At 62.8% G+C, this 23,500-nt stretch carries 16 protein-coding genes and 1 tRNA gene; 7 read left to right on the top strand and 10 right to left on the bottom strand.

What is annotated here, in order from left to right; genetic code table 11:
* Positions 1-2 precede the first annotated feature (2 nt).
* Positions 3-1,523 (top strand): nitrogen regulation protein NR(I), encoded by a 1,521-nt coding sequence (gene ntrC, locus DXT59_RS15520; RefSeq protein ID WP_116137769.1) that lies wholly within the window; start codon positions 3-5, stop codon positions 1,521-1,523.
* 92 nt (positions 1,524-1,615) lie between these two features.
* Here the strand turns inward: ntrC and xth are convergent, their stop codons facing one another.
* A complete protein-coding gene (xth, locus tag DXT59_RS15525) occupies positions 1,616-2,392 on the bottom strand; it encodes an exodeoxyribonuclease III (protein WP_116137770.1) in 777 nt (258 codons plus the stop codon).
* Between the two features lie 168 nt (positions 2,393-2,560).
* Between xth and DXT59_RS15530 the strand changes: the two genes are divergently transcribed.
* Positions 2,561-2,637, top strand: a tRNA-Met gene (locus DXT59_RS15530).
* 53 nt (positions 2,638-2,690) lie between these two features.
* Here DXT59_RS15530 and DXT59_RS15535 read toward each other — a convergent pair.
* From DXT59_RS15535 to DXT59_RS15550, 4 genes are read right to left on the bottom strand one after another with little or no spacing between them, the layout of a single operon-like run.
* Positions 2,691-4,070 (bottom strand): MATE family efflux transporter, encoded by a 1,380-nt coding sequence (locus DXT59_RS15535; RefSeq protein WP_116137771.1) that lies wholly within the window; start codon positions 4,068-4,070, stop codon positions 2,691-2,693.
* 6 nt (positions 4,071-4,076) lie between these two features.
* Positions 4,077-5,144 carry a PLP-dependent cysteine synthase family protein gene (locus DXT59_RS15540; protein ID WP_116137772.1) on the bottom strand — a complete coding sequence of 356 codons (1,068 nt, stop codon included), beginning with the start codon at positions 5,142-5,144 and terminating at the stop codon, positions 4,077-4,079.
* A complete protein-coding gene (locus DXT59_RS15545) occupies positions 5,141-6,475 on the bottom strand; it encodes a type III PLP-dependent enzyme domain-containing protein (RefSeq protein ID WP_205417436.1) in 1,335 nt (444 codons plus the stop codon). Before DXT59_RS15545 ends, DXT59_RS15540 begins: the two co-directional genes overlap by 4 nt.
* A complete protein-coding gene (locus DXT59_RS15550; RefSeq protein WP_116137773.1) occupies positions 6,466-7,461 on the bottom strand; it encodes an ornithine cyclodeaminase in 996 nt (331 codons plus the stop codon). Before DXT59_RS15550 ends, DXT59_RS15545 begins: the two co-directional genes overlap by 10 nt.
* Positions 7,462-7,985: 524 nt before the next feature.
* On the opposite strand from DXT59_RS15550, the gene DXT59_RS15555 reads away from it, so the two are divergent.
* The 3 genes from DXT59_RS15555 to DXT59_RS15565 all read left to right on the top strand — a co-directional run bounded on the left by DXT59_RS15555 (position 7,986) and on the right by DXT59_RS15565 (position 12,146).
* Positions 7,986-9,539 carry a methyl-accepting chemotaxis protein gene (locus tag DXT59_RS15555; RefSeq protein ID WP_116137774.1) on the top strand — a complete coding sequence of 518 codons (1,554 nt, stop codon included), beginning with the start codon at positions 7,986-7,988 and terminating at the stop codon, positions 9,537-9,539.
* Positions 9,540-9,724: 185 nt separating this feature from the next.
* The gene (gene dinB, locus DXT59_RS15560; RefSeq protein ID WP_240324528.1) at positions 9,725-10,759 is read left to right on the top strand and encodes a DNA polymerase IV; all 1,035 of its coding nucleotides are present in this window, start codon (positions 9,725-9,727) and stop codon (positions 10,757-10,759) included.
* Between the two features lie 100 nt (positions 10,760-10,859).
* Positions 10,860-12,146 carry an amidohydrolase family protein gene (locus DXT59_RS15565; protein ID WP_116137776.1) on the top strand — a complete coding sequence of 429 codons (1,287 nt, stop codon included), beginning with the start codon at positions 10,860-10,862 and terminating at the stop codon, positions 12,144-12,146.
* 57 nt (positions 12,147-12,203) lie between these two features.
* Here the strand turns inward: DXT59_RS15565 and DXT59_RS15570 are convergent, their stop codons facing one another.
* The 5 genes from DXT59_RS15570 to fixL form a co-directional block, all read right to left on the bottom strand.
* Entirely contained in the window at positions 12,204-13,022 is an 819-nt protein-coding gene (locus DXT59_RS15570; RefSeq protein ID WP_116137777.1) for an RHS repeat-associated core domain-containing protein, read from the bottom strand.
* A gap of 170 nt (positions 13,023-13,192) precedes the next feature.
* The gene (locus tag DXT59_RS15575) at positions 13,193-15,325 is read right to left on the bottom strand and encodes a M3 family metallopeptidase (RefSeq protein WP_116137778.1); all 2,133 of its coding nucleotides are present in this window, start codon (positions 15,323-15,325) and stop codon (positions 13,193-13,195) included.
* 160 nt (positions 15,326-15,485) lie between these two features.
* Positions 15,486-16,343, bottom strand: a complete 858-nt coding sequence (gene folD, locus DXT59_RS15580; RefSeq protein WP_116137779.1) for a bifunctional methylenetetrahydrofolate dehydrogenase/methenyltetrahydrofolate cyclohydrolase FolD — start codon at positions 16,341-16,343, stop codon at positions 15,486-15,488.
* A 285-nt stretch (positions 16,344-16,628) separates the two neighbouring features.
* Positions 16,629-17,273 carry an oxygen response regulator transcription factor FixJ gene (gene fixJ, locus DXT59_RS15585; RefSeq protein WP_116137780.1) on the bottom strand — a complete coding sequence of 215 codons (645 nt, stop codon included), beginning with the start codon at positions 17,271-17,273 and terminating at the stop codon, positions 16,629-16,631.
* Complete coding sequence (gene fixL / locus DXT59_RS15590) at positions 17,270-19,786, bottom strand: oxygen sensor histidine kinase FixL (RefSeq protein WP_116137781.1); 2,517 nt, start codon at positions 19,784-19,786, stop codon at positions 17,270-17,272. Before fixL ends, fixJ begins: the two co-directional genes overlap by 4 nt.
* Positions 19,787-20,061: 275 nt before the next feature.
* Between fixL and aceE the strand changes: the two genes are divergently transcribed.
* Both aceE and DXT59_RS15600 read left to right on the top strand, forming a co-directional pair.
* Positions 20,062-22,758, top strand: coding sequence for a pyruvate dehydrogenase (acetyl-transferring), homodimeric type (gene aceE / locus DXT59_RS15595; RefSeq protein ID WP_116137782.1), 2,697 nt, complete (start codon positions 20,062-20,064; stop codon positions 22,756-22,758).
* Positions 22,759-22,841: 83 nt separating this feature from the next.
* Positions 22,842-23,500 (top strand): biotin/lipoyl-containing protein (locus DXT59_RS15600; protein ID WP_338065176.1); only part of this gene is annotated, 659 nt, incomplete at its 3' end.

Below are 23,500 nucleotides of genomic sequence, written 5' to 3' on the forward strand. Positions count from 1 at the left end.
CCATGAAGCCGATCTGGATAGTAGACGACGACCAATCGATCCGTTGGGTGCTCGAGAAAGCGCTGGCCCGCGAGAACTTCCCGACGCGCAGCTTTGCCAACGTGCGCGAGGCGCTTGCCGCGCTCGAGCATGAAAGCCCTCAAGTGCTCGTCTCCGATATCAGAATGCCGGGCGCCTCGGGCCTCGAGTTGCTGCAGGCAATTCGCGAACGGTTGCCCGACCTGCCCGTGATCATCATGACGGCGTATTCCGATCTCGACAGCGCCGTAGCCGCGTTTCAAGGCGGGGCGTTCGAATATCTGGCGAAGCCTTTCGACGTCGATAAGGCCGTGGAATTGATACACCGCGCCGTCGACGAAAGTCTGCGCGGTTCGCAAGCCGGCGAGGCGGTGCTCGCCGACGCGCCCGAGATGCTCGGGCAAGCGCCGGCCATGCAGGATATGTTCCGTGCGATCGGACGACTCTCGCATTCGGCCGCGACGGTCTTGATCACCGGCGAATCTGGCACGGGCAAGGAACTGGTCGCGCGTGCGCTGCACCGTCATAGCCCCCGTGCGAACGGTCCGTTCATCGCGCTGAACACCGCCGCGATCCCGAAGGATCTGTTGGAGTCCGAACTCTTCGGCCATGAGCGCGGGGCGTTCACCGGTGCGCAGGCGATGCGCCAAGGGCGTTTCGAGCAAGCCGAAAGCGGCACGCTTTTTCTCGATGAAATCGGCGATATGCCGTTCGATTTGCAAACGCGATTGCTGCGCGTGTTGTCGGACGGGCAGTTCTATCGTGTCGGCGGACATAGCCCGTTGCGCGCGAATGTGCGCGTGATCGCGGCCACGCACCAAAACCTCGAATCGCGCGTGCGGCAGGGGTTGTTCCGCGAGGACTTGTATCACCGCTTGAACGTGATCCGGCTGCGGTTGCCGCCGCTGCGCGAACGCCGCGAGGATATCCCGTTGCTCACGCGGCATTTTCTGCAAAAGAGCGCGCGCGATCTCGGCGTCGAACCCAAGCGCGTGTCGGATGCCGCGCTTGCCTATCTCGCGACGTTACCGTTTCCGGGCAATGTCCGTCAGCTCGAAAATCTGGCCAACTGGCTGACCGTCATGGCGCCCGCGCAGACGATCGAGATCAAAGATCTGCCGCCCGATCTCGTATCGGGCAGCACGCCCGAGACCGCTGCCGAGATCATTGCGAGCCCCGCGGCCACGGCTGTCACGGCGGGCACCCCCCTGCCGGTGGATGGTGAGCGTAACGGCGCGGCCTCGATCGTCCCGGCCTCCCTCGCGGGCGTGGCCACCGGCTTGCCCGTAAGCGTGTGGGAGAGTGGCTTGCGCGCGGAAGTGGCGCGTATGCTGCGCGAGAATACCGTGGATGTCATGGACGAACTCGCGCGCCGCTTCGAGGCGGCCGTGATCCGAGAAGCGCTCGACTTCACGCGCGGCCGCAAGGTCGAGGCGGCCGAGCGGCTCGGCATCGGGCGCAACACGATTACGCGCAAGATCCAGGAATTGCATCTCGAGTCGTGATGCGCGCCGAGCGCTGGCGCTAGGACGAAGACGAGGCCGGCGGCTCGCTGCGAGCGCCGGCCATTCTTATTGCGGCGTCGCCGCTTGCCGCGTTAGGCGAGCTGCGCGACGACCGGCGCGTGGTCGGACGGTTGATCCCATTTGCGTGGCGTCTTATCGACCTCGCACAGGGTGCACGCTTGCGCGAGGGCGGGCGAGAGCAGGATGTGATCGATCCTCAACCCGGCATTGCGGCGGAAGGCCAGCATGCGATAGTCCCACCAGGTGAAGGTTTTCTCGGGCTGTTCGAATTGGCGGAACGCGTCGACGAAACCCAATTCGATCAGTTTGACGAACGCCGCGCGTTCCTCGGGCGAGACCAGATTCTGGCCTTCCCAGGCTTTCGGATCGTGAACGTCGCGATCTTCGGGTGCGATGTTGTAATCGCCGAGCAACGCGAGCCTCGGGTGACGATGCAGTTCGTCTTGCAGCCATTGTCCGAGCGCGTCGAGCCAGCGCAGCTTGTAGGCGAACTTTTCCGTACCCGGCGCCTGGCCGTTCGGGAAGTAGGCCGATACGATACGCGCACCGCCTACGGTCAAGGCGATCACGCGTTGTTGCTCGTCGTCGAACCCGGGAATGTTGCGCACGATATCGGCTTCGTCGACTTCGATGCCGTCGCGTACGAGGATCGCGACGCCGTTATAGGTCTTTTGTCCCGCGAACCAGCTTCGGTAGCCCTTTTCGGCCAGCTCCGCGCGGGGGAATTTTTCGTCGGGCAGTTTCAATTCCTGCAGGCATAGCACGTCCGCGTGGCTCAGTTCGAGCCAGTCGATGACGTGCTGCTGCCGGACCTTGAGGGAATTGACGTTCCAGGTGGCGATTTTCATGGTTTGGATGGGTGTGTGCGAAAGAGTGCGGCGCGGTTCGGTTCTTGTCGGATGCGATCTTATCGCACTGGCTCGGTGGGCTCGGGATCGCACGCGCAGTCGAGGGAACGATCATCGACGGTATTGTTTGACGCCGCGATGAAAGTCCCATATAATTTATTTCTCTGACGCGGGGTGGAGCAGTCTGGCAGCTCGTCGGGCTCATAACCCGAAGGTCGTAGGTTCAAATCCTACCCCCGCAACCAAATACGAAAACCCGTCCCCTGTGGCGGGTTTTTGCTTTTCGGTGCCGATGTGATCAGTTGCAGGCAGTGAGTCGCAACTCAGCCGAGAATTGCCGCCACAGTAGCAGGCTCGCGGCGAAAAATCCGATGCATAGGCCGAGCCATACGCCTTGTGCACGCCAATCGATCCAGTACCCGAAAATGGCCATCGCCGGCACGCCGATCAACCAATAGCCGATAAAGGTACTGGTGAGTCCCGCTCGCGTGTTTCCGAGGCCCCGTAGCAATCCCACGCAAATGTTCTGAGAGCCCTTCAGGAATTGGTGGGCGACCGCGAACCATAAAAGCGCGGTCGCGGTGGCGAATAAAGCAGGATTGGCATGCGCTCCGAGAAACGGCCGCAGCACGGCGCGCGGTATCAAAATGTAAACCAAGCCGATGACGGCCATGATGCCGAAGCTGATCGCCAGCGTCTGTTTGGCGATCGCACCGATATCTTGCTGTTGCCCCGTGCCGACTGTCCGGCTCACTAAGATCGAAGAGCCGTGCGAAAGTCCGATGTTCAGTTGATAAACGATATAGGCGAGTTGGTTCACGATATTCGATGCCGCTAGCGCTATCGGCCCGAACGTGCCGACGAAGACGGTTGCGATCGAGGTAAGGGCGGCCTCCGAGCCATAGGTCAGCGCAATGGGGACGCCCATCGAAGCCATCCGCTTTATCGTCGCCGCTTGCGCGCGCCAACCATCGAGGGCCAGCAAGGCGCGCAGGTCCGGGTCTGCCCGCACGATCCTCAGATAGACGAGCAAACTCCAAGTTTGAACGAGCGTAGTGGACAGACCGATGCCGGCAGCGCCGAGCCGTGGCATACCGAGCCAACCGTAGATGAAGGTGGCGTTCAATATCGCGTTGACGGCGATGGACAACACCGTGATCGTCAACAGAGAACCCGCTCGACGCATGCCGATCGAGAATTGACGCAATACGTTGAGCCACAGCATCGGTATCAGTCCAGGCGCAAGCATCGACATCACCGGTCTTGCCACCGCGCGTATCGAAGCGTCTTGCCCCAGCCACTCGAGCGACCGGCCTAGGCACACGAGGAGCAGACCCGCACCGACGGCGATGCCTGTTGCAAGCAGCATGGATGCGCGCATCAAACCGCGTATCTCATGACAGGCTAGGGCGTCGATCGATCGGGTGCCGGTCCTTTTCTCGCTTTGACCGACGGCAGTCGCGATCAAGTTGCCCGTGGCGGTCACCATACCGACGCACATGGTTCGCAACTGATTGTAAAGAAGGAGTGCGAGACCGCCGCCTGCGATCGCCTTGATACTGATGAAGCCCATCATCAGCAGATCGGTGCTGGTCAGCGCAACCTGCGCGAACTGAATGCCCGCGATCGGAGCGGCGAGTTTCGCAATGTCGCGGTAGCGTTGAAGTTTGGCATTCATCGCCGTTTACGCTGGTTCGGGAATCGAGGTATCGGCTGCGAGCGCTATGGACGCTCGGTACGCATCGAAAAGGCGGTGCAACCGTTCGTGCGCGGCTTCATCGAGCAGCTTTCGCTCGCGCAGCCACTCGTCGTTGAATACGCTATCGAGGTATTTTTCGCCCGCATCGCAAACTAAGACGACCATCGTGCTGTTCGGCTCGACCAACGCCAAGCGCCTGAGGCCGATATGAACCGCCGCGCCGGACGTGCCTCCGATCAGCAATCCCGTCCGCTTGGCGACGACGCGGGCGGCCGTGAAAGCGTCGACGTCGCCAACGGTGAGTCCCTCGTCGATCAACGCGTGATCGACGTTGGGCCCGACCGGGAATCCCGCGGGCGCGCCGGCGCCGGTCTGCCAGTAGTTGCCGGGGGGGCCCCCAAAGATGATCGAACCAATCGGTTCCACACCTATCGTGGTCACCTGCGAGCCAAGGCGCCTGAGTTCCTTGGTCGTGCCGCAGAGCGTCCCGCCGGTTCCGACGGCGCCCACCAAATAATCGATATCGTTCCCGAGATCGCGTAGCAATTCGGCTGCGAGGTCGGCGTAGCCACCGTTGTTGTTCGGATTGTGGTGCTGGTCCGGCCAAAACGCACCGGTTGTCTTGGCGATCTCTTCCGCCAACTTTCTCCGTGCGATCGTGCTAGGTTTGCCGCCCGGGTTATCGACAAAAACGAGGTTCACGCCCATGGCTTGCATGGCGCGCAGCTTGTCGCGCGCGGCGTGATTGTCGACGATGGCGGTGAAGCGATAGCCGCGCTCGATGGCGACCAAGGCGAGCCCCATGCCGGTGTTTCCCGAGGTCGGCTCGACGATATGTCCGCCGGGCTTTAACTTTCCTTCGCGCTCGGCCGCCAAAACCATTTCGCGCGCCATCCTGACCTTGCAGGACCCGGTCGGGTTGAATTGTTCGAGTTTCAGCAGCAGCCGGCTGCCGGATCCGGTGCGAGCCAACTCGAAAAGAGGCGTGTCGCCGATCAACTGGCTGACCACTTGCGCAATGCAAGCGGGCGAGGCACTCATACGTGCGTTCATCTATCGGGTCTCCAAACGAAACGGCCGTCCTGCTCGGTCACGACGATTTTCGGGGGCAGCGCCAGTTGGTGGAATTCGCTTTCGTTCTTGTCCATCTGATAGCCGGCGGTATTGGGATAGACGATCAAATCGCCGTAGCGCGGTGCGGCAGGGAACATGACCTTGCGCCAGGTCAGCATGTCGTACTCCATGCAGCTCGAGCCGCCGATCGCCGCATGCACCGCGCGCTGCGCTCTCGGGGGGCCGCGCTGTACGAGAATGGGACTAGGCAGGTATTCGCTGCCTTTCCATTGCTCGGAGAGGCTCATACTGATCCCGGCGACGGTCACGATTCCATGCTCGGCATGATGCTTGTATCCCTGAACCGGAAAGACGGTCATCCCGGCCCCGTCGACGAGCGCTCGGCCCGGTTCCAAGTACAGCGTAATGCCGGCCGCGGCGAGCTCCGACGCTAGCGTTCCCATTGCGGTGCGCGTCCGCAGGATGGCATCGAGCATAGCCGCTCCTGTCGGATGCTGGTGATAGGGATAAAAGTGAGTGAAGCGTTTGCCGGCATGGAATCGATCGGGGGTGATCGCTTGGTTGAACCGACGCCAATCTTCTTCTTCGACGTAGCTGCACGCGAATCCGCCGCCGATGGAGATTGCCGTACAAGGAAAACCAAGCGCGCGCGCTTCCAGGCATCGAGCAATGAGCGTCGATGCGTGCTTGGCGCGCGGATCGACCGCATACCCGTCCAGATGAAAAGAAAATCCATCCAGCACGATATTAGGACGCGCCGTTGCGCAGCGCGCCACCGCGGCCGTTAGATCGTTAGCATCGAGGCCGAAGCGGCTGTCCGCGTTGGTCGGCGCGAGCACACGCAACAAGACGCGCAGCGGCTGCGTCTGTTTGGCGATGGCGATCGCGCGCTCGAGCTCGTCCAATGCATCGATGGCGACTGTCGTGCCGTGGCGGCTCGCTAACCAGAGCAGATCGTCGTTCTTGGCTGCACCCGTCACTCCGATGCGTTCGCCGCGTATGCCGTTCGCCAACGCATGGACGAGCTCTGGGACGCTTGCGACATCCACGGAGCCATCGTGCATGGCCGCGGCACGTAGCCATGCTCCCGCTTTGTTGGCCTTTTTACCGTAATAGACTTGACCGTTCACGTGCCGCGCTTGGAGCACACGTTGAAAGCTCAAGAGATTTTCAGCGAAGCTTGTGGGATGAATCAGGTGAAACGGTCCGTCGATCGTACGGCCTATCTGATCGAGCAAGCCGATGTCTTGTCTGACCGAAATGGCCCAAGCCCGTTCACGTGCGCGCATCGAGCCGGTATCTAACGCCATAGCTCGATCCGCTTACCGCGGCCGGCGGCAATGGCCCGGGTGGCGAACGCATGCGCGACGGCAATATCCGTGATCACCATCCCGCTGCTGAACGCAAATACGCGATCGTCTTGAGAGCGTCGCCCCTGCTTGCGCCCCCCGACGATCTCGGGTAGTTCGGCGTCGACTTTCACATGCTCGCTCGAACCCATGAGCCGCTTGCCGGTGACCCCCATCTGACTTGCGCTCGTCGCGATCGTATAGTCGGCCTCGGCGAGCGCGCCATCCGCGACCCCCTTGCTCGCAACGGAAATCAGTAAGCTGCCCGGCTGTAACCACTTTGTCTGCACTTTCGGATGGGCGGCGCGTCCCGACGCGACGACGACGATATCGGCCTGCGCTACGGCTTGGGGAACGTCGTTGACGAGTTCAATCTGCCGATCCGGAAAATGACGCGCGAACGTCGACAGGCTCGCGGCGATGCCGTCGGGATGGGTGCCGAACAACTGCAATTTTTCGAGTGATGGAAGAGCGCTCACCAGGTAGGGCAGGGTATTCAGTCCCTGTGCCCCGGTGCCGATCATCAGCGCCGAGCGCGGATCGTCCTTGGCGCAATGCTTGGCAATGACCGCCGTCGTCGCCGGTGTGCGCGAGGCGCCGATCCTATGGCAATCCATGAAGGCGAAAGGCAGGCCGGTAATGTCGTCATATAGGCTGATGGTCGTGTAGTACTTGTCGGCACTCTCGGTTCCTTGTCGATATGAAGTCTTGAATCCCAACTGTTCCAGCGAGCCGTCGTATCCCAGCATCGAGTATGAGACGGCGTCGCGTTGCTCGTTGGGCAACGACATCATGAGTTTGGTCGGGCATCGAGACTTGCCGTTTGCATAAGAGAGGTACGCGTCCTCGACCAATGCGATCACGTCTGCCGGAGCCAATTCGACGCCGGCCAAATCGGTACGGGTAAGGACGTGAATCGCGGGTGTGGATAAATAAGAAAGCGTCATGGTTGCTGCTTCCTGGGCGGATTCGGTGTCACTGTGTTTTAGCACCGATCTTACGAATCGCTATGCGCTTGCCGCGTGTACGGATCGATATTCTTAATATGTGCTTGGGGTCGGGGACAGAGGTTCATCACCAGCGCTCCTCGAGCATCTGCGGCTGTCTGGGCGTGACCGCAGCGCCTCTTTTCTCTTCAACCCTCTTTGTTTTTTACCGCTCGTGTCTTAAGGCATTGCCGCCAAACGCCGATAAGCAGGCTGCGGTCCATGAGGCGCCACGTCGCGCCGGTCCTGGTGAGCCTGTGCGCTGAGCTTTGTCCGTCCGAAGGAATCGACCCCATTCGTATTCGGGCGCACGCGCAAATGTTGTCGCAGGCCGATTTTAGGTAGTTAGGACAACTGATTTATTGTCGAACGAACGGCGGCTGAGCTCGCCCGTCGCATGACAGGAGCGCCCCGACGCGTTCTCGATCTTTGTTCCGTATGTCGCGCGGTGGATGCCGTGCGGAGAGTTCCAAGGAAGTATTGGCATGAAATGGTTTTACAACTTGAAGATCGCTCGGCGTCTGTTGATCCTCAATCTAGTGGCGGCGTTGGCTTTGGCGGCGGTGACGGGTTTCAGCGTTTTTGAGATGCGCAAGGTCTACACTGCCGCCAGCTATGCTAGCGACAATACGGTGCCCAGCTACTTGGTGCTCGATGGTGCGTTGAAGTCCTACGACGAGATCACGTTGCTCTCGAGCAAGCACGTTGCTTCGACGGATTCGCAACGCATGGAAGAACTCGCGCGGCAAATCGTCGAGAGGCGCAACCAGGTGCAGGCGCGGCTCACGCAGTATGAGCCGCTGGTTTCGGACCAAAAAGATCGCGATCTGCTAGCCGCGGACCGTGAGGCGATGGCGCGCTCCGCGAAACTTCGCGACCAGGTGATCGCGCTTTCCAGCGCAGGTCGGAAACAGCAAGCGGAGGAACTGCTGAACGGTGCGATGGCCGATGCCGCGCAGCGTGTCGATGCCGCGATCGAGGCGCATCGCGCCTACAACGGAGAGCTGGGTAAGCAGGGCGCCGAACGTGCGCAAGCGATGATCGAGCAAGCCGATTTGCTGGAAATCGTCTGCTCGCTCGCTATCGTCGCCGCTGTGTTCGCGTTGGGCGTGCTCTGCGCGCGTTCGATCACGCGTCCGCTCGGGGGAGCCGTTCAGTTCGCCCATCGTGTGGCCGAGGGCGATTTGACGGGGCACATAGACGTGACGAGCCACGATGAGGTCGGTCAGTTGCTCGGGGCGCTCAATCAGATGAACGAAAACTTGAGAGGTGTCGTCGCCAAGGTTCGGACCGGCAGCGAAACAATCGCCACGGCGACCGCGCAAATCGCGGCGGGCAACCTCGATCTTTCCAGCCGGACGGAACAGCAAGCGTCGTCACTGCAAGAAACGGCGGCGAGCATGGAGCAACTGACTTCCACCGTGCGGCTGAACGCCGAGAACGCGCAGCAAGCGAGCGTGCTGGCGTCGAGCGCATCGGGCGTCGCGCAAGAGGGTAGCGGCGTGGTGGGCCAGCTCGTGGACACCATGACGAAGATCAGTGACCGCTCGACGAAGATCGCGGATATCACGGGCATGATCGAGGGCATCGCATTCCAAACGAATATCCTGGCGCTCAATGCGGCCGTCGAAGCAGCGCGGGCAGGGGAGCAGGGTCGCGGTTTCGCCGTCGTGGCGAGCGAGGTGCGCAGCCTTGCACAGCGTTCGTCGAGTGCGGCCAAGGAAATCAAGGAGTTGATCGCCGCTTCTGTCGAGACGGTGGACGAGGGTTCATCGCTTGCGGGCCAGGCGGGAGCCACGATGACCGAAGTGACGCGGGCGATCGCGCGCGTGACGGACATCATGGGTGAGATTGCCGCCGCTTCCGACGAACAGCGCCGCGGCATCGAGCAAGTCGGCGTGGCCATGACGCAAATGGACGAAGTGACGCAGCAAAACGCGGCGCTGGTCGAGCAGGCCGCGGCCGCCTCGCAGTCGCTCGACGAACAAGGGCGGCAGCTTGGTAACGCGGTGGCGTTCTTTAGGGCTTCGGAGGCGTAACAGCGGAGCGGTCCGAAAGGCGCGGCTACTTGAAATGAGCACTGTGATTTTGTACAGTATCGTTCACCTTGAGTACGCCGACGCCTTCGTTTCCACCCTCCGATTCCGCACCCCCAGGCGCGACGCCCGCGCTCGCCCGTAAGATCATCCACTGCGATTGCGACTGTTTCTACGCGTCGGTTGAGATGCGCGACGATCCGAGCCTGCGCGGCCGGCCGCTCGCGGTCGGCGGCCGGCCCGAACATCGTGGCGTGATCGCTACCTGCAATTACGAAGCGCGCCGCTACGGGGTGCATTCGGCGATGTCGTCGGCCACCGCCATGCGCAAGTGTCCCGACCTGTTGATCATGCCGCCCTCGATGGAGAAATACCGCATCGCGTCGCGGCAAATCATGGCGATCTACCGGGACTACACGCCGGTCGTCGAGCCGCTTTCGCTCGACGAAGCCTATCTCGACGTGAGCAGCGCGTCGCGCTGCAAAGGCAGCGCCACCCTGATGGCCGAGGAGATTCGCGAACGGGTGCGCGAGACGGTGGGCGTGACGGTGTCTGCCGGCGTCGCCCCGAACAAGTTCGTGGCCAAGATCGCCTCGGATTGGAACAAGCCCGACGGGCTCTTCGTCGTCCGTCCGCACGAGGTCGATGCGTTCGTGGCCGCCTTGCCCGTGCGCAAAATCTTCGGCGTCGGCAAGGTGACCGCGGCGAAGCTCGAAAAACTCGGGATCGAAACCTGCCAGGATTTGCGCGCATGGTCGCTGCTCGAATTGCATCAGCGCTTCGGCGCATTCGGGCGCAGGCTGTACAACCTGTCGCGCGGTATCGATCATCGCGCCGTGGAGCCCGATCAAGAGCGCAAGTCGATCAGCGTGGAAACGACGTACGTGACTGATCTGCCGACGCTCGACGCCTGCGCGAAGGAGATTCCCCAACTAGCCCAGCAGCTCGACGCCCGCATCGAACGCGTGCGCGCGGGGGCCGCCATCCGCAAGCTGTACGTCAAGATCCGGTTCGCCGATTTTCAACGAACGACCGTGGAGTGCGTGGCGGGGGCCACTCATGTCCCCACCTTCCTCGCTTTGCTCGAAAAGGGTTTCGCACGGCGCGCCCGGCCTGTGCGCTTGCTCGGCGTCGGCGTGCGTCTCGACGAGGACGATGTCGCGGACAGCGGTCAATTCCAGCTTTTTGACGAGGACGCCCCGCAAGAGGGCGCGGCTCGCTAGAATCGGCGATCGATACGTTGCATTCAAGGTGCGATTGCCCGGCGTCGCATCGCATCGAGCTAGCCGGTAACCCACGCCGGCGTTCACCCGAGGAGCCCAGATGGATCTCATCATCCGCCGTGCGGCGTTGACCACGCATAAACCGGGACGCGATGTCCCCGTCGATATCGCGATCGACGCTGGGCGCATCGTAGCCGTCGAGGCGAACCTGGCCGCGGTTGCCGCGCAGGAGATCGATGCTGCCGGCGGGCTTGTCACGCCGCCTTTCGTCGATGCGCATTTTCACCTCGACGCTACGCTCTCATACGGTCTGCCGCGCGTGAATGTATCGGGAACGTTGTTGGAAGGCATCGCGCTTTGGGGGGAACTCAAGCCTGAGCTGACCCAGGAGGCGTTGGTCGAGCGCGCGCTGCAATATTGCGACTGGGCCGTCGCGCGCGGGCTACTGGCGATCCGCAGCCATGTCGACGTCTGCGATTCACGACTGTTGGCGGTGGAGGCGTTAATCGAGGTGAAGCGGCGAGTGGCGCCGTATCTCGACTTGCAATTGGTCGCGTTCCCGCAAGACGGCTTGCTGCGTTCCGCGGGGGCGTTCGAGAACTTGAAACGAGCGATCGCGATGGGCGTCGATGTCGTCGGCGGCATTCCCCATTTCGAGCGGACGATGGCCGACGGCGCCGAATCGATTCGGCTGTTATGCGAATTCGCCGCCGAAAAAGGATTGCCCGTCGATATGCATTGCGACGAATCGGACGATCCAATGTCACGTCATATCGAGACTCTATGCAAAGAGGCGCATCGCCTCGGGCTCGGCGGGCGTGTGGCCGGCTCGCATCTGACCTCGATGCATTCGATGGACAACTACTACGTCAGCAAGCTGTTGCCGCTGATGCGCGAGTCGGGCGTGGCGGCGATCGCCAATCCGCTCATCAATATCACGCTGCAAGGACGCGCGGATACCTATCCGAAGCGCCGCGGCATGACGCGAGTGCCGGAGATGCTGGCCGCCGGCATCAACGTGGCCTTCGGCCATGATTGCGCGATGGATCCGTGGTACAGCCTCGGGTCGGCGGATATGCTCGAGGTTGCCCATATGGGGCTGCACGTTGCGCAGATGACGGGCGTCGATGCGATGCACGCGGCGTTTGACGCCGTGACGGTAAACGCGGCGCGGATTCTCGGCTTGGACGGTTACGGTATCGCGCCCGGCTGCCGGGGCGATTGTGTCCTGCTCGATGCGCGCGATCCCGTCGAGGCGATCCGCTTGCGTGCTTCGCGTCTCGCGGTGATATGCGGTGGCCGAATCGTCGCGCGCACGCCGCCGGCACGCGCCGCGCTGGCGTTGCCGGGACGCCCGCTCGAGGTTGATTTCAAGCTGCGCCGTTGAGGTTTGCCGCGTCCGGCGATTATCCGGTGGTGAGGCCCACGAGCCTTGCGCGGCCGATCATTGCTCGGGCAGCTTGGTACCGATGACGCCAGCGATTAGCCGAAAAGCTTGCCGCCGGTTATCGTCGGTCGCCATCGAGTATTCGTTATAGATGCGGTCGTTCAGCGCTTTTTCCGTTGGGAAGTTCAGTCTTCTCGCGAGCGTCAGCTTATATTGACCTAAAGAATAGAGCGTCATCCCATCGGCGTCCAAATCCTGCGCGAAGCTATAAAGCGTGTTCATATGTTGATTGGAGCGACCCGGTCCGGGGACCCTCGTTGGGTTGTTCTGCGCGCGGTCAAACCGGTCGTGAAATCGAAGAGACTGGGCCGGGCCGGCGGTTGAGGCTACCTTCGATGTCGACGGCGGCTGAAGCGGTTCAGTCGCCGGAGGGCCGACCCTAGGACGTTTGGCGGGTGGACTCGCCGGATTAGCGGCCGCCGCCTGATCCGCAGCGATGGCGCCGGATGGTTCCGGCTGGTTTGCGCGATAGGCGTTTGAGGTGTGCTCACGTTCGGCTTGCAACGCTCTATCAAAGAGGTTATGCACCAGGGCGGCTTCGCGCGGGGACAGACGGTCTGGGTCGCTTGGAATAAAGTTTATGATCGCGGTCCCTTCCGGCTCGATCATGTGTCCGCTCGGATCGCGATGGTTGACCGGATCCGCCGCGCAATAGACATAAGGATTGACACCGCCGCGACCGAATGGGCTCAGATGGTCGGGCGCATTGAAGCGCATCAATCCCGGTAGATACCAGCGATATCCGTTGCCGAGAGGATAGCCGTGGATGGCTGGTTCGAGGTACGCGCCCGTGAAACGTAGCTGGATCGTTGCCATTCGGGAATCTCCTGATCGAGGAGTTCCAGCTTAGGCTAACCGCGCACGTTGCGTACTGGGAAGACTGATAGCGGGTGCGCGATGGGTTGCCACATGTTGCTTACGATGCGCTAATACGGCGGCCGCTCGAGATCGACTTCGAGCCGCGCCGCCATATGCCGGGGCATCGGTTAATTCGCCGGCGCCTCGGCCATGCCGTTATGACGCAGCAGCGCATCGATGGTTGGAGTGCGGCCGCGGAACGCCTTGAACGATTCCATCGCGGGGCGGCTGCCGCCCACTTCCAGGATTTCGCGGCGATAGCGGGTGCCCGTCTCGGCATCGAGGACGCTGCCCTCGGCCGCCTTGGCGGCATCCTCGAACGCGGCATAGGCATCGGCCGACAGCACTTCAGCCCACTTATAGCTGTAGTAACCGGCCGCATAGCCGCCCGCGAAGATGTGGCTGAACGTGTTCGGCCAACGCGAGAAGCTCGCCTGCGGAATCACGTGGTACCGCTCGTTGATTTCGCGTGCAAGCTCGTTCGCGCTTTGCGCGCCTTGCGGATCGAAGCTCGTATGCAACTGCATGTCGTACATCGAAAAAACGATTTGCCGCAGCGTGGCCAGCCCGCTTTGGAAATTCTTCGCGGCGATCATTTTGTCGTATAACGCGCGCGGGAGCTTCTCGCCCGTATCGACGTGCGACGACATGTCGGCGAGGACGTCCCACTCCCAGCAGAAGTTCTCGAGGAATTGCGACGGCAGCTCGACGGCATCCCATTCCACGCCGTTGATCCCCGACACGCCGAGCTCGTTCACGCGTGTCAGCATGTGATGCAAACCGTGGCCGAACTCGTGGAAGAGCGTAATGACTTCATCGTGCGTGAAGCAGGCGCTCTTGCCGCCGACGGGGGCCGAGAAGTTGCAGGTCAGATAGGCGACCGGCGTTTGCAGGCTGCCGTCGCTGCGCATATGCCGTGAACGCGCGTCGCCCATCCATGCGCCGCCTCGCTTGCCTTCGCGCGCATACAAGTCGAGATAGAACTGGGCGCGCAGCGCGCCCGATTCGTCCTCCACCCGGAAAAAACGGACGTCCGGATGCCAAACAGCGGCTTCGTCGCGACGGATCTTCACGCCGAACAGCGTCTGCGCGACTTTGAAAAGTCCATCGGTCACGGCTTGTTCGGGGAAGTATTGCTTGACCTCGTTTTCCGAGAACGCATAGCGCTTTTCGCGCAGGCGCTCGCCCGCGAACGCGACGTCCCAGGGCGCCAGTTCGCTCAAACCGAGTTCCTCGGCCGCGAACGCCCGCAGCTCCGCCCAGTCCTTTTCGGCATAGGGGCGGGCGCGTTTGGCAAGATCGTCGAGGAACGCGGCGACTTGCTCCGGCGTGTCGGCCATCTTCGGCACGAGCGAGACCTCGCCGAAGTTGCGGTAGCCGAGCATCCGCGCTTCTTCCCGCCGCAGCTTGAGCAGCTCGGCGACGATCTCCGTGTTGTCCCATTCCGTCTTGCCGCCGCCGTACGTGCCGCCAAGTTCCGAGGCGCGCGTCACATAGGCGCGATACATCGCTTCGCGCATCGGACGATGCGCCGCGTACTGCATGACGGGGAAATACGACGGGAAGTGCAGCGTGAATTTCCAGCCGTCGATCCCGGCTTCTTGCGCCGCCTCACGCGCGGCTTGGATGACGTCGGCAGGCAATCCCGCGAGCTCGCTTTCCGTTTTCGCCACGTACGCGTAGGCGTTGGTGGCGTCGAGCACGTGGTCGGAGAACGATTTGGCCAACGCCGCCTGGCGCTCCTGCAACTCGGAGAAGCGCGGCTTTTGATCCTCGGGCAACTCCGCCCCGGACAAGCGGAAATCGCGCAGCGCGTTTTGCAGGATCTTCTTGCGTTCGTCGCTAAGTCCCGCATAGGCCGGGCTCGCGACGATCGCCTTGTATTTTTCGAACAGGGCCAGGTTTTGCCCGACGCTCGACCAGAACTCGGTCACGCGCGGCAAATTCTCGCCATAGGCGCTCCGCAATTCAGGCGTGTCGGCAACGGCGTTCAAATGGCCGACGATGCCCCAGGCGCGCGAAAGCGGCTCCGTGGCGGCTTCGGTGGCTTCCACGACGTCGGCCCAGTTGGCCGGCGTGGCCGGATCCGTTGCATGGTCTATCGCGGCCTGCGCTTTCTCGAGCAGGAGGTCGAGCGCGGGCGTAATGTGCTCGGGGCGAATCTCGCCGAAACGCGGCAGGCCGGAAAAGTCGAGCAACGGGTTATCGCTCGCGACACCCTGGCCGGTAGAGCGGGACGAATCGGACGTATGCGAAGCCATAGCGCTGTTCCTGTTCTGTTGATCTCGGTGTCGAGAGGGCGGGCGAGCCGATCGTTCGGCGCCCGATACCGTCATTATTGGGGCGGGGCATGCCGATTCCAATCGGCGGCCCGCATATGCGTTGTGATCATTTTCGTGCCCCGCGGCCGCCGTGCCGCCCTTAGCCGCCGGCCGCGGCGCGCTCGGCGGCTTCAATCGTATTGACGAGCAGCATCGTGATCGTCATCGGGCCGACGCCGCCGGGCACCGGCGTGATATAGCCCGCCACGCCGGAGACGCCGGCGAAATCGACGTCGCCGCACAGTTTGCCGGCTTCGTCGCGATTCATGCCGACGTCGATGACGGTCGCACCGGGTTTGACCATGTCGGCCGTCAGCAAGTTGCGCCGGCCCGTGGCGGCGACGACGATATCGGCCGCCCGCGTGTGCGCGGCGAGATCGCGCGTTTTGCTGTGGCAGACCGTGACCGTTGCGCCGGCGTCGATCAGCATCATCGCCATCGGCTTGCCGACGATGTTCGAGCGGCCGATCACGACCGCGTTCGCGCCTTGCAGCTCGATGCCGTAGGCCTCGAACATCTTCATGACGCCGTACGGCGTGCAGGGGCGAAACAGCGGCTTGCCCGTCATCAAGGCGCCCGCGTTCGCGACGTGAAAGCCGTCCACGTCTTTTTCGGGGGCGATCGCTTCGATGACCTTGTGGCTGTCGATATGCGCGGGCAGCGGCAATTGCACGAGGATGCCGTGAATGCGCGGGTCGCGATTGAGCGCGTCGATGCGCGCGAGCAGATCGGCTTCCGAAAGCGTGGCCGGATAGCGGTCGTACGACGAGTAAAGACCGTTGTCCTCGCAGGCCTTCACCTTGTTGCGCACGTAGACTTCGCTGGCCGGGTTGTCGCCGACGAGCACCACGGCAAGCCCCGGTTGATGGCCGCGCGCGGCAAGCGCGGCGGCGCGCGCGGCGACGTCGGCGCGAAGAGTCTTGGAAAGGGCGAGGCCGTCGATCAAATTGGCTGTCATGGTGGTCGGTCGAGAATGAGACGATGAAGTGCGGCGGTCGCGCGAAGCGTAAGCGCTGACGCGTCGTCGCGCGGCGCGATGTGCGGTCGGGCTGTGGCGGTGTGAAGTACGCTCGTGGCTCGCGCGGCCGAGCCGCGAAGCGCGGGCACGTGAATCACGCGCGCGACAAAAGCGTAATTATAGCGTCGGATGCAAGACCGGCGTGGGGAGGGCGCCCGGACGGGAGGGACCGGGCGCGGGCGCATACCGCGGCAGGCGCCTCGCGCGAGGCGCTTGCCGCCGGCATCACGCAGGATTGGCGGGCTTGTTCGACAACGCGAGGCGCAGCAGATCGGCCACGGTGTTGACGTTGAGCTTTTCCATGATGTTGGCGCGGTGCGCCTCGACCGTCTTGATGCTGATGCCGAGGTCGTCGGCGATCTGCTTGTTCAAGCGGCCCGCGATGATGCGTTCGAGCACCTGATGCTCGCGCGCCGTCAGCTTGCCTAGGCGCTCGGCGGCCGCGCGCTGCTGCTGCACGGTGCTGCTTTCGCTGCGCGCTTTATCGAGCATGCGCTCGACGAGCTTGCGCAGTTCGGCTTCGTCGAACGGCTTCTCGATGAAATCCATCGCGCCTTTCTTCATCGTCGAGACGGCCATCGGCACATCGCCGTGGCCTGTGACGAAGATGATCGGCAGCGAGGCGTTTTCTGCGATAAGGCGCTCTTGCAACTCGAGCCCGCTCATGCCGGACATCCGCACGTCGAGGATCAGGCAAGCGATCTGGCCGGCGTGCTGGGCGGGTTGATAGGCTTCGAGGAATTGCTCCGCGCTCGAGAAGCACTGCACCCGATAGCCGTTCGCTTCCAAAAGCCAGCGCAGCGAATCTCGGACGGCTTCGTCGTCGTCGACCACGAAGACGGTTTCTTGATTGGTGACTGGGCTGCTCATAGCTCTCCCGTAACGGTTTGTGGTCTCGGCGCCTCGACCGTGCCGCCGTGGCCCGGATCGCTAGGTTCGCCGATCGGCAGACTACAGTGAAACGTGGCGCCTGTGATCTTGCCGTCGCCATCGACGTTGTTGACAACCCACAGACGGCCCCGATGCGATTCGATGATCGAGCGGCAAATGTTAAGGCCCATGCCCATGCCGTCCGACTTCGTGCTGTAAAACGGTTCGAACAGCCGTTCGATCGCCGCTTCGTCCACGCCGGGGCCCTGGTCGATCACGCTGATGCAGACGAAGCCCGAATCGAGCTTGACGATCACGCGGATCATCGGGTCCACGGCGTTCGGCCGCGCGTCGTGCATGGCTTCCGCGGCGTTCTTGAGCAAGTTGACGAGCACTTGCTCGATCAGCACCGGGTCGACGTAGATGACGGGCAGGCGCGAGCGGACTTCCGTCACGATCCGGATGCGCCGCTTCCTCACTTCGATTTCGGCTAGGCCAACCGCATCGGCCACGATGTCCGACACCCGCGCCGCTTGGCGCTTGGGCTCGCTGCGCTTCACGAATTCGCGGATGCGTTTGATGATCATGCCGGCGCGCACGGCCTGCTGCGCCGTTTTTTCGAGCACGGGCAGCAGCGTATCGGGCGTCGTGCGCCCGGCTTTCACGAGGGCGACGGTGCCGGAGCAATAGTTGTTGATCGCGGCGAGCGGCTGGTTCAGTTCGTGCGCGAGCGAGGAGGCCATTTCGCCCATCGTCATCAGGCGGCTCGTGAAGTGCAGCTTTTCTTCTTGCTGGCGCGCGAGTTCCTGCGCTTGCTTACGCGTGGTGATGTCGGTCGCGATCTGCATCTGCGCGAGGTGGCCGTCCACCCATTGGATGTACTGGCGGCGCACCTCGAACCACTTCTGGATGCTTTGGACATAGATTTCCTGGGCGTCGGCCGCGCTTTCCGTCAGCGCGGCGGCCGGCAGGCCGGCGTAGGCATCGACCATGTCGATCGAATCGGACGAGGCCTGCGCGCTGTCGAAGCCTCCGCCCGCCAATTCCAAGTGTCCGTCGGGCCGAATCCCGAACAGGTGCCGGTAATAGCGATTCGCGAACAGCAGCTCGGCTTCGTCCGCGGCCAGCACCGAGACGGCCGCATCGAGGCTTTCGAGCACGGTCGTGAAGCGCTCGTGCGCGGCGGCCAGCTCTTCGCGGGCGCGCTTCGGTTCGGTGATGTCGGTCATCGACGACATCCAGCCCGTTTGCCGCCCCGAGCTGTCGATCAACGGCGACACGTACAGCCGCGCGTGAAAGAGCGATCCATCCTTGCGCCGCACGCGCAGCTCGAACCCGGAGGAGGGTGCCTTGCCGCGCAGCGTCATATCGAGCTGGCGCTGCATTTCCGGATACGAGTCCCGCGGCCAATAGGGGAACGGCGCCGTCTTGCCGACGAGGTCGCTTTCGTCCCAGCCCGTCATGCGGCAAAACGCCGGGTTCACGTGCGTGATGCGCCCATGCATATCGAGTACGCGCATGCCGATCAGCACCGAGTTTTCCATGGCGCGGCGGAAAAACGCCTCGGCGTACAGCGCCTGTTGCGCCTCGAAGCGTTGGCGCGTGTGCTTCCACAGACTCCAAAGGCTCCACAGCACGAAGCACGAGAGCCCCGCGACGAGCCACACGAGCGTGTTGTTCGTGAAGTTCGTGACCTGCGGAAATGCATAAACGCGCACCGTCACGCCTTGACCGGGCGGATCGAGCGGCAAATCGTAGAAGACGTCGCGCGGCAGGCGCGGGCGCGTCGAGGTGGTGGCCAATTCGCGATTGTTCGCGTCGGTGATCGAGATTTTGTACTTGGCCGACAGCTCGGGCGGAATGTCGTGCTTCAGAATGCCTTCGATCGAGAAGACGGCCGCGATCGAACCGAGAAACTCCCGGTCGCGGTAGATAGGCGTTTGCAGCGTGAGATAACCGTTGCCGACGTCGTCGTAGATCAGCGGCGAATACACCTGGCGCCGCGTGCCGCGCGCATCCGCGAACGCGGCCCTGACGGCTTCGTCCATTTGAGCGTCGGTTAGCCGGGCGAAGCGTTGGCCCGCGAGCGGCAACGGCGTATCGGGCCAGCGCGGCGATTTCTGAACGGTGTACCAGTTCAGGTAAAGAATCTCGGGATGAGCCTGCATGATGTCGGCCGTCGACATCTCGAAGCTATGCTGATCGGAATGACCGGCCGCGATATCGCGGGCGAGCGCCTGCAACTGCTCCTGCGCGCCCGTCATCGACAAGCGGATTTGCTGCTGCGCCCATGCCACGTTGCGATAGAGCGTGTCCTCCTGCTGCTGTTGCTCGCGCCTGTTCAAGCTCCACAGGATCAGGCTCATGACCACCAGGAAGACCAGGATGGAAAGTAAAGGCGTGAGCAAATACGAATTGGACCACCACGGTCCGTGGTGCCAACGTGACGGCGCCGAGTCCGCCCGGTTTCCGGACGGCCGCGCCGAACGTGCGAAAAGCCGATCGGTCAACATGGCTCGAATTGTAGCGCAGCGCGCCACCGCCAATTGGCGTAAAACAGGTGTATTCCGGCCTCGTTTGAAGCAACTGAGCGCACATTGGCGCACGATTGCCGTTTGTTTTGGGTGCGTCGCAGCAATATTCCGCATTATGAGAAATCATCTCGTCATTCGAAAAATTGTTTGCTAAGGCACCGGAAGCCTCTTTACAATCGCGGGCAGTTGCCGCGGTCCGACCCGGTCTGCGTCGTCCATTCGTAGAGAGCATTCCCCATATCCAGGAGACGAGAATGTCCGCTGTGCCCGACGAAGTCATGAAATATGTCGCCGCCGAAAAAGACGACGATCCCCAGGAAACCGGCGAATGGCTCGACGCGCTCGAAGGGGTCATTTCTGCCGTCGGTCCGGACCGGGCCCATTACTTGATCGAAAAGCAGATCGAGTTCGCGCGCGTGCACGGCGAGCATTTGCCGTTCTCGGCGAATACGCCGTACATCAACACGATTCCCGTGTCGCGCCAGGCGAAGATTCCGGGCGACCAGGATCTCGAACACCGCATCCGCTCGTACACGCGCTGGAACGCGATCGCGATGGTGCTGCGCGCCGGTAAGCATACGAACGTCGGCGGCCACATCGCCTCGTTCGCGTCGGCCGCCACGCTGTACGACGTCGGCTTCAATCATTTTTGGCACGCGCCGTCGCCCGAGCACGGCGGCGACCTCGTGTTCGTGCAGGGGCACTCGTCGCCCGGGATCTACTCGCGCGCGTTCCTGCTCGGCCGGCTCACCGAAAACCAGCTCGACAACTTCCGCCAGGAAGTGGGCGGCGAGGGTATCTCGTCGTATCCCCACCCGTGGCTGATGCCCGATTTCTGGCAATTCCCGACCGTGTCGATGGGTCTCGGCCCGATCATGGCGATCTATCAAGCCCGCTTCATGAAGTACATGCAAGCGCGGGGCATCGCCAAGACGGACGGCCGCAAGGTTTGGGCGTTCCTCGGCGACGGCGAAACGGACGAACCCGAATCGCTCGGCGCGATCGGCATGGCCGGGCGCGAGCGGCTCGATAACCTCGTGTTCGTCATCAACTGCAACCTGCAGCGCCTGGACGGTCCGGTGCGCGGCAACGGCAAGATCATTCAGGAACTCGAATCGGAGTTCCGCGGCGCCGGCTGGAACGTCATCAAGGTCATCTGGGGCAGCCGCTGGGACGCGCTCTTCGCGCGCGACAAGACGGGCGCGCTGATGCGCCGCATGATGGAAGTCGTCGACGGCGAATACCAAACGTACAAGTCGGAGTCCGGCGCGTTCGTGCGCGAGCACTTCTTCAATACGCCCGAACTGAAGGCGCTCGTCGCCGACTGGTCCGACGACGACATCTGGAACCTGAACCGCGGCGGCCACGATCCGCACAAGATCTACGCGGCCTTCCATGAGGCCACGCACGCCAAGGGCCAGCCGACCGTCATTCTCGCGAAGACGATCAAGGGCTACGGGATGGGCGAGGCCGGCCAGGCCATGAACATTACCCACCAGCAAAAGAAGATGCAGGTGGATCAGCTCAAGGTGTTCCGCGACCAATTCCGTCTGCCGATCTCGGACGAAGAGATCGTCAACGTGCCGTATCTGAAGTTCGAGGAAGGCTCGAAGGAACTCGAGTACATGCGTGCTCGCCGCCAGGAGCTCGGCGGTTATCTGCCGGCGCGCCGCGAGAAGGCCGAGTCGCTGCCGGTGCCCGAGCTTTCCGCATTCGAACCGCTGCTCAAGGGAACGGGCGAGGGCCGCGAGATTTCGACGACGATGGCGTTCGTCCGGATCCTGAACATTCTGCTGAAGGACAAGGCGCTGGGTAAGCGCGTCGTACCGATCGTCCCCGACGAATCGCGCACGTTCGGCATGGAAGGCCTGTTCCGCCAGATCGGTATCTGGAATCAGGACGGCCAGAAGTACGTGCCCGAGGATTCCGATCAGCTCATGTTCTACCGCGAATCGGAGACGGGGCAGATTTTGCAGGAAGGCATCAACGAAGCCGGCGGCATGTGCGACTGGATCGCGGCCGCGACGTCGTATTCGACGCACGGCGAGATCATGGTGCCGTTCTACATCTTCTATTCGATGTTCGGCCTGCAGCGTATCGGCGATCTTGTCTGGGCAGCCGGCGATATGCGTTCGCGCGGCTTCTTGCTCGGCGGCACGGCGGGCCGCACGACGCTGAACGGCGAAGGGCTGCAGCACGAAGACGGGCACTCGCTGCTGTGGGCGCAATCGGTGCCGAACTGCCTGAGCTACGACCCGACGTTCGGCTACGAACTCGCCGTCATCATGCAAGACGGTCTGCGCCGCATGGTTCAGAACCAGGAAGACGTGTTCTACTACATCACCGTGATGAACGAGAACTACGAGCACCCGGCGATCCCGCAGGGCGAGCACGTGGCCGAGCATATCATCAAGGGGATGTATTCGTTGAAGAAGGCCGACGCGGCGGCCAAGGGTCCGCGCGTCCAGTTGATGGGCGCCGGCACGATCCTGAACGAAGTGATCGCGGCCGCGGATCTGCTCAAGAACGACTGGAACGTCGATGCCGACCTCTGGAGCGTGCCGAGCTTCACCGAACTCGCTCGCGAAGGGCAGGACGTCGCGCGTTGGAACCTGCTCCATCCGACCGAGCCGCGCAAGCTCTCGCACGTCGAGACGCTGCTCAAGGACGCCAAGGGTCCGGTGATCGCCTCGACCGACTACGTTCGCGCGCTGGCCGATCAGATCCGCGCCTATGTGCCGGGCCGCTACGTCGTGCTCGGGACCGACGGCTTCGGCCGCTCGGACACGCGCGAGAAGCTGCGCCACTTCTTCGAGGTCGATCGTTACTGGGTCACCGTCGCCGCGCTGAACGCGCTGGCCGACGAGGGCACGATCGAGCGTAAGGTCGTCGCCGACGCGCTCAAGAAATACAGCCTCGATCCCAACAAACCCAACCCGATGACCGTTTAAGGCAACGCCTTCGCGTGAGGCTAAGCGCGCCCGCCGCCACGACACGGCGGGCGCGCCTTGCGTGTGCCCTGGAGACACGAACAATGAGTGAAGCGATCGAAGTCAAGGTGCCGGACATCGGCGACTACAAAGATGTGCCTGTCATCGAAATCCTCGTGAAGGCCGGCGACAGCGTCGAAAAAGAACAATCCCTCGTCACGCTCGAATCGGATAAGGCGACGATGGACGTGCCGAGCCCGCATGCGGGTACGGTCAAGGAAGTGAAGGTCAAGCAGGGCGATTCGGTGTCGGAAGGCACGTTGATCGTGCTGCTCGAGCCCGCCGGCGGCGGCGCGCAAGCGGCCAAGCCCGCGCAGGCGAACGGCGCCGCGGCGCCCGCCGCCCCGAGTGCGCCGGCAGCGGCTGCGCCTGCTTCGAGCGGCGGCGTGCAAGAAGTGAAGGTGCCCGACATCGGCGACTATAAAGACGTGCCGGTGATCGAAGTGGCCGTGAAGCCCGGCGATCGCGTGGAGAAGGAGCAATCGCTCGTCACGCTCGAATCGGACAAGGCGACGATGGACGTGCCGAGCCCCGTGGCCGGCGTCGTCAAGGAAGTGAAGGTCAAGGTGGGCGATGCGGTGTCCGAAGGCACGCTGATCGTGCTCGTCGAGGCGCAAGGCGCGACGGCTCCCGCCGCGGCGCCGGCCGCACCGGCCAAAGCGGCTCCCGCGCCGGCCGACGCGCCGCGCGACACGACGCCGCG

The sequence above is a fragment of the Trinickia diaoshuihuensis genome (assembly GCF_003390925.1).
Lineage (GTDB): Bacteria > Pseudomonadota > Gammaproteobacteria > Burkholderiales > Burkholderiaceae > Trinickia > Trinickia diaoshuihuensis.

Coding starts and splice junctions, on each gene's coding strand:
- DXT59_RS15575 (WP_116137778.1), bottom strand. CDS start 15,325: ATGGCTTCGCATACGTCCGATTCGTCCCGCTCTACCGGCCAGGGTGTC.
- DXT59_RS15540 (WP_116137772.1), bottom strand. CDS start 5,144: ATGAACGCACGTATGAGTGCCTCGCCCGCTTGCATTGCGCAAGTGGTC.
- dinB (WP_240324528.1), top strand. CDS start 9,725: ATGCGCGACGATCCGAGCCTGCGCGGCCGGCCGCTCGCGGTCGGCGGC.
- DXT59_RS15570 (WP_116137777.1), bottom strand. CDS start 13,022: ATGGCAACGATCCAGCTACGTTTCACGGGCGCGTACCTCGAACCAGCC.
- fixJ (WP_116137780.1), bottom strand. CDS start 17,273: ATGAGCAGCCCAGTCACCAATCAAGAAACCGTCTTCGTGGTCGACGAC.
- DXT59_RS15555 (WP_116137774.1), top strand. CDS start 7,986: ATGAAATGGTTTTACAACTTGAAGATCGCTCGGCGTCTGTTGATCCTC.
- DXT59_RS15565 (WP_116137776.1), top strand. CDS start 10,860: ATGGATCTCATCATCCGCCGTGCGGCGTTGACCACGCATAAACCGGGA.
- DXT59_RS15545 (WP_205417436.1), bottom strand. CDS start 6,475: ATGGCGTTAGATACCGGCTCGATGCGCGCACGTGAACGGGCTTGGGCC.
- ntrC (WP_116137769.1), top strand. CDS start 3: ATGAAGCCGATCTGGATAGTAGACGACGACCAATCGATCCGTTGGGTG.
- DXT59_RS15535 (WP_116137771.1), bottom strand. CDS start 4,070: ATGAATGCCAAACTTCAACGCTACCGCGACATTGCGAAACTCGCCGCT.
- fixL (WP_116137781.1), bottom strand. CDS start 19,786: ATGTTGACCGATCGGCTTTTCGCACGTTCGGCGCGGCCGTCCGGAAAC.
- folD (WP_116137779.1), bottom strand. CDS start 16,343: ATGACAGCCAATTTGATCGACGGCCTCGCCCTTTCCAAGACTCTTCGC.
- xth (WP_116137770.1), bottom strand. CDS start 2,392: ATGAAAATCGCCACCTGGAACGTCAATTCCCTCAAGGTCCGGCAGCAG.
- DXT59_RS15550 (WP_116137773.1), bottom strand. CDS start 7,461: ATGACGCTTTCTTATTTATCCACACCCGCGATTCACGTCCTTACCCGT.
- aceE (WP_116137782.1), top strand. CDS start 20,062: ATGTCCGCTGTGCCCGACGAAGTCATGAAATATGTCGCCGCCGAAAAA.